General features: G+C 59.4%; 5 protein-coding genes. 1 reads left to right on the top strand and 4 read right to left on the bottom strand.

Going from position 1 to position 6529, the window contains the following annotated elements:
* The 4 genes from AC0L4F_RS20655 to melA form a co-directional block, all read right to left on the bottom strand.
* Window positions 1-786 carry an ABC transporter permease gene (locus tag AC0L4F_RS20655; protein WP_244691254.1) on the bottom strand — a complete coding sequence of 262 codons (786 nt, stop codon included), beginning with the start codon at window positions 784-786 and terminating at the stop codon, window positions 1-3.
* A gap of 14 nt (window positions 787-800) precedes the next feature.
* Complete coding sequence (locus tag AC0L4F_RS20660) at window positions 801-1799, bottom strand: ABC transporter permease (RefSeq protein WP_244691255.1); 999 nt, start codon at window positions 1797-1799, stop codon at window positions 801-803.
* Between the two features lie 54 nt (window positions 1800-1853).
* Window positions 1854-3914: an ABC transporter substrate-binding protein gene (locus tag AC0L4F_RS20665; protein WP_244691256.1), complete on the bottom strand. Its 2061-nt coding sequence runs from the start codon at window positions 3912-3914 to the stop codon at window positions 1854-1856.
* Between the two features lie 71 nt (window positions 3915-3985).
* Window positions 3986-5476 carry an alpha-glucosidase/alpha-galactosidase gene (gene melA, locus AC0L4F_RS20670; protein WP_244691257.1) on the bottom strand — a complete coding sequence of 497 codons (1491 nt, stop codon included), beginning with the start codon at window positions 5474-5476 and terminating at the stop codon, window positions 3986-3988.
* Window positions 5477-5649: 173 nt separating this feature from the next.
* On the opposite strand from melA, the gene AC0L4F_RS20675 reads away from it, so the two are divergent.
* Entirely contained in the window at window positions 5650-6465 is an 816-nt protein-coding gene (locus tag AC0L4F_RS20675) for an AraC family transcriptional regulator (protein ID WP_244691258.1), read from the top strand.
* Window positions 6466-6529 lie beyond the last annotated feature (64 nt).

Consider the following 6529-nt stretch of genomic DNA (forward strand, 5'->3'; position numbering starts at 1 on the left):
TCACGCGACAGGCTGGGCCCATTTCAGCAAGGACAGGATCAGCGCCAGCAGGAAAAACACCGTATAAGGCCCGGCATTGCGCGGCAGGATCGCCACGAGTGCGAGGTAGAATGGCAACTCCGGCAGGGCCAGCACGAATTCGGTGATCCGTTGCAACACATTATCGACCCAGCCGGAAAAGAACCCCGACATCAACCCGATTGCTGTGCCGATGAACACGCTGGCCGTCACCACAAGCGCCGCCATCGCCAGCGTCAACCGCGCCCCGATCAGCGTCCGGCTCAACATGTCCCGACCAAGAGAGTCGGTGCCAAGCACATGCATCGGACACGCCGGATCAGGTGCCAAAAGATGCCGGTCAAACTGCATGCCCAGCATCGAATAGTTCCAGCCTTTGCCAAGAAACCGGAACTGGCACAGTCGGCTGGTGTCGGCGGCAAAGGTGGTCTCGAACGTTTCATTGTCAAAGGTTTCCACATAGGGATGCACGAATGGCGCTAGATGCAGACCTTCTTCGGCGCTCAGGAAATGCGGGATCTGTGGCGGCATATAGAAATGCGCGCTGTCACGTTTGGCGGGGTCATATGGGGCAAAGAATTCGGCAAAAATGGCAACAATTGCCAGGCCAAGGACAATCGCCGCGCCAAACAACGCCGGGCGCCGCCGCCGAAACCTGCGCCATATCAGCCGCATCGGGCTTTCAGGGGCGGTTGTGATGCCCGGTGCCGGGGCGGTTGCCGTGGCCTCGGCCAGGTCAGGGCCGGATGTCAGAATATTATCTTGCATGGGTCTCGGTCCTGTCAGCTATAGCGAATGCGGGGATCAAGAACGGCCAGCGCCAGATCAGCCAGAAGATTGCCGATCAACAGCACCGCCGAAAGGATCAGCAGGGTTGAGGACACGATGTTCACGTCCTGCTGGGTCAGCGCGGAATACATCAGCGGTCCCAGCGTCGGGATCGACAGGATGATGGCCACCTCCAGCTCGCCGGTCAGCATGTATGGCAGGATCACGCCCTGATGCATGATCAACGGATGCAATGCGTTTGGCACAGCATGTTTGACGATCACGGTGCGTTCTTTCAGCCCCTTGGCGCGGGCGGCCTCGATATACGGCTGGCGCAGGACATCCAGAAGATTGCCGCGCATCACCCGCGTGTTATAGGCCAGCCCGCCAACCGTGGCGATCAGGATCACCGGCCAGACATGTTTCAGAAAGTCCCAGATCTTGGCCCAGCTCATGTCGGCAAAGACATATTCCGGTGAATAAAGCGAGCCGATATAGGGCCAGCCCACCACAAAGGCGAGGTAATAGAGGATCACCAGCGCCATAAAGAACCGCGGCACGGTCATGCCGACAAAAGCAAGGGTCGAGGCGATGGTGTCGCCGAGCCGATGGTGCTGTGCCGCTGCCAGAATACCCAAGGCCACCCCGATCAGCGTCGCCAGAAGATGACAGACAATCGCAATCGCCAATGTCCGTGGCAGACGTTCACCGATCAACTCGGCCACCGGTTTGTTATAGGCAAATGACGGCCCCAGATCACCGGCAAAGACGATGTTGCCGATCCAGCGCACGTATTGCACCAGCACAGGTTGATCCAGGCCGTAACGCGCGCGCACCTGCGCGGCATAGGCTTCTGCGTCGCTTTCGTTCATGCCGCCCTGACTGATCGCCATGGCCTTGGCATAGCTGGCATAATCGCCTTCGGGCACTTGCAGGATCATGAAGCTGACGATGCTGACGGCAAACAGCAGACAGATCGCAGCAAAAATTCGTTTGATGATGTAGGTCGCCATGCGCACCTCCCCCTATGTGGCGGGCGGCCCAAACACCGGGCCGCCGCCGTTGGATCAATCGACGCCGGGGATCACGCCGGGCTGAATCTCGGGCACGGCGCCCTGATCTTCCGGTCTGATCCAAAGCCGTTCCCGCATCGCGCCCTTTTCCGACCATTGATACATCAGCACCGGTGTGCCGGGCACAATGTTGCGGATACGCTTGTTCACGATCAGCGCAGCAGAGGCATTGATAAGACCGACGTGATAGACATTTTCGGTCATGATCCGGTTCAGTTCGGAAAACAGCGCCACGCGCTTTTCGCTGTTGGTTTCAACCCGAAGCTGGTCGACCAAGGCGGCCAGATCATCCTCGAAATCGAGACGGATCTGGGGTGCATTCGGGGTGCCGCGATGCCAGGCCGGAACGTTGTGGGCAACCGGGGCAAAGTAGTCGAGATTGCCAATCGGCACCTGATAGCCGCGATCACCACGGTCCAGCGCCATATCCCAGTCACAGCTGTCGCGCACCGGATCAAGCAGGGTTGGCACCGGACGGGGCAGGGCGCGGATACCGGCCTCGGCCAGCATGGTCATCACGCTGTCGGCCAGCGCGGCGTCGGTTGTGCGCTGTGTGCTGTAGGCCAGCTCGATCTCCAGCGTGTTGCCCGCCAATGGCCCCTCGGTCCAGTTGAGCAGCCCATCGCCGTCGGTGTCCGCGAACCCCAGATCGGCCAGCAGCGCCGCGGTCGTTTCTGGCGCATAGGGGTAATAGGCAATCGCCGTCTCATTCAGCACGCCACTTTCGGTGTTGATCCCCCCGGCAAATGGCCGCGTCAGCGGACCACGCACCAAAGATTGGCCAAGCGCATCACGGTCGATTGCCTGGCTGACCGCCCGGCGGAACCGAAGATCGCGGTTCAGATCGCGAATGGTCTGGGTGTGGCTGTCATCCGGTCCGCAGGTTTTGGACAGGTTCAAGTCCAGCCGCCAATGCATCGACCGTGGTCCCCAATAGATCGCATTGGTCGCGTCATCGCCTTGGGTCTTGCGGATTCCTTCCAGATAGATCGACGGGTTTTCCATGTTGGTCCAGTCGGCATTGCCCGCGAATGTCTGGATGTCGCGGTCTTCCCAGGTGGACAATCGCCACTGCACCTCGTTCAGATAGGGCAGCTGATTGCCGTCCTGATCCACCTTCCAGTAATAGGGGTTGCGGCGCGCCACCACATATTGGTCGGGCGCGTATTGTGTCACCGCCCATGCCCCCATCGTCACCCAAGGCACATCCGACGCCGGAAGCGCCTGGCCATAGTCAGCATAAGACGCGCCATCGGCATATTTCGGGTGATGTTTCTTCAGGATATGCGACGGGCCGGGGCAGAAATTGATATAAGCCATCTTATAGATGTTCGGCACCGGAAAGGCGTCGGTGAACGTGAACCGGACGGTGTAATTGTCCAGCTTTTCCAGCTGTGTGCCTGCGCCGAATGTGTCGCCGGTCACCCGTGCCGGAACCTGCGGGTCAAGCACATTGTCCTGCCAGAAAAACATGACGTCTTCGGCGTCAAACGGATCGCCGTCGGACCATTTCGCCCCTTCCAGCAGATGCATGGTCAGCTGATGACCGTCTTCGGACCATTCCCAGGACGTGGCAAGATTGGGCAGCGGCTCTATCTTGTCCTGTGACAATTGCCACATTGGCCCGGTCGAGACGAGGCATTCCTGCGTCGTCATCGTCATGCCGCCCCATCCCTGATGCAATCCAGCGTTCCAGTTCCAGCCTTCGGGCCGCCCGCCGGTCACATGGCGCAGCACGCTGCCATAAACCCCGGTGCCATCCGGCGTGACCGACATGTCCAGAACCAGCGGCTTTGCAGGCAGACGATCGGCCACCGGCGGCAATTTCCCGGCCGCAACGGCGGCGGCGACAAAATCGGGTTCAGAGTAACTCTCAAGCGCCCGCACGGAGATCAGTTGATCATATGGAACGGTTTTCAGATCCCCGGTGGGCAAGGCCCGCGCTTCGGGCAATTTGGTTGGGCCGGTTTTGGTTGGGGCTGTCATGTCCTGTGCGGCCAATGGCGCCGCCAGCGACAGCAATGCCATCACACAGACGGATGTCCTTGTGTTCATTTCGATATCCTCCCTATTTGATACAGTTTTTTCGCGACGCGCGGTTTCCCCTGACGCGCATCGCGGTGCTGTTATTCCTCGGTCGTGGCGCGGACCTTTTCGGCGGTCATGACGTTTTCGCCTTTTTCAGCGCGCAACTCTGTCACGCTGCGGGTCTGTTTGCGTGCCGCCCCGGCCCAGCTGCGGGTGGCCACGGTGGATTTGGCAAGCCGCGCCTTGGCGCCGTCGATCTCATGCGCGAACTGCGGCAGCCATTCGGCCTGGGCCACCAGCATCTCGTCGGTCATCTGCCAGATTTCTTCCGGGTTACACACCGCGCCCACCAGCGGATCGTGCAACATCGCCAGCCGCAGCAGATCCAGATCGCCGGTCACAGCCGCCTGCATCCCCATGCGCTGCACATCAACCGAGGCCTGACAGGTCGCCGCACATCCCAGCGGCAGGGTCACGCCCTCGGCCATGTTGACGCCAAATTCATCGACGAAACCGGGGCTTTCTATGATGCAATCGTCCGGCAGATTGGTGATCACACCGCCGTTCTTGACGTTGAAATGCCCGCGATAGACCGGCCCGCCTTCCAGCGCCTCAAGGATATGACTGCAATGTTCATCAGAGCGTTTGTGATCCCCCAGCGGCTTGCCCGCCTCGGCCAGGAATTTCGGAAAATCCTCTTCGAACCAATTGCGCCGCTCAGAGCAAACCCGAAGATAGCCGCCGGTTTCGCCGTTGATCCATTCGCTGGTGTCGATCCAGCGATTGATCTCGTCCGGACGCTTGCGATACCACGGCAGATATTCCGACAGATGGCCGTTGGATTCCGTCGAATAGAACCCGAACCGTTTCAGCACATCAATGCGCACTTTTTCGGTCTGGCTGTATTCCGGGTGGGCCTCGAACGCGGCGATCAGCTCTTCTTGGCTGATTTGACGCCCTTTGAACCGAATATCGGTGTACCAGGTCTGGTGGTTGATCCCGGTGCAGAACACTTCGACATCGCTATGGTGGTCCGCCCCCAGCGCATTGGCGATCTGACGCCAGCCGTTTTGCACGCCGTGGCACAGGCCAAGGGTATTTTTGACCCCACCATGATCAATCGCCGCCCAGGTGTTCATCGCCATCGGGTTGGCATAGTTCAGGAACCAGGCACCGGGTTCCGCGACATCCCTGATATCGGCACAGAAATCCAGGATCTGCGGGATGGACCGTTGGGCATACATCAACCCGCCCGCGCAAATCGTATCGCCAACACATTGGTCGATGCCGTATTTCAGCGGGATTTCAATGTCATGGCGGAATGCCTCTAATCCGCCGATGCGAACGCAATTGACGATATACCGTGCGCCTTCCAATGCCTGACGGCGATCAATCGACTGCGTCACCTTGGCCGGCAGGCCGTTTGCCTCGATATCCTTGCGCAGCAATTGGGCCACCATATCAAGGTTCTTGGCGTTGATGTCGTGCAACGCAAGCTCGACCCCCTGGAACATTTCGACCTTCAACAGGTCACGCACAAGCTTGCGGGTAAAACCGACGCTTCCGGCGCCAATGAACGCGATTTTCATCACGACTTCTCCGATCATTTTCTTGGTCTTTTTGTACTGTAAGGCTGGACAAGAGGGCGCGACGAGAGGAAATTCAAACTATGGCTGGTACTTTTGACCCATTTTCAGAGCCGCGCCGCGAACCGTTCTCGCGGATGCTTCTTTTTCCGCGCGGGCCCTTGCGGCTATACGTTATGCCCACAAGCGTAGGCTATGATCGTCAACATGGCGAACCCTATGATTATCCGGGCAAGGACCGCGGCCCGGGCGAGTTCGTGCTGTTCCAATATACGTTGTCGGGGGCCGGGCGGCTTACCTTTGAAGACCGACAGATGTCGGTGCCGCCGGGCACGGCAATGGTGCTGCGGATGCCGCATGATCACCGCTATTATCTGGAACCGGGGGAGGATTGGGAATTCTTCTGGATCTGCATTTCAGGACGCGAGGCCGTGCGCATCTGGAACGCGATCATTGCGGCGCATGGGCCGTTAATTGAACCGGGGTCCGTCACCGCCCGCCGGATCGCGGCCATCGTCGGAGAGCTGTCCAATCGGGACAAGGATTCGCCCGCGCATTGTTCCGCATTGGCGTATGAGGTCTGCATGATCCTGGCCGAGGATTTTCTGGAATACGGCTCGGCCTTTCGCTCGCGGCGGCGGGTCGATGCGGTGCGCAACGTGATCGACTATGCGCGGGAAAACATCCACCGCCCGCTGTCGATTGACGAATTGGCCGAACGGGCAGGTTATTCCCGCAGCCATTTCACACGCGTGTTCGAGCAATCCGAAGGCACGTCGCCTGCCCGTTTCATGCTGGAATTGCGCCTGCGCGCGGCGCAGGCGCAATTGGAAACCGGCGGCAAGACGGTCAAACAGGTGGCTTATGATTGTGGGTTTCAGGACCCCAGCTATTTCGCCAAAACCTTTCGCCGGGTGTATGGCATTGCGCCATCGGAATTGTCGGACGGCATACTTGCCTCGTCGCTTGCGGCGCGGCTTGTCGACGAATGATCAGCTCGCATCGGGCAGGCCGGGGCTGTCTTGTCAATTTTGGCAAGGTGCGCTGTTGCAACCA

Source organism: Marinovum sp. J2-8, assembly GCF_055808435.1.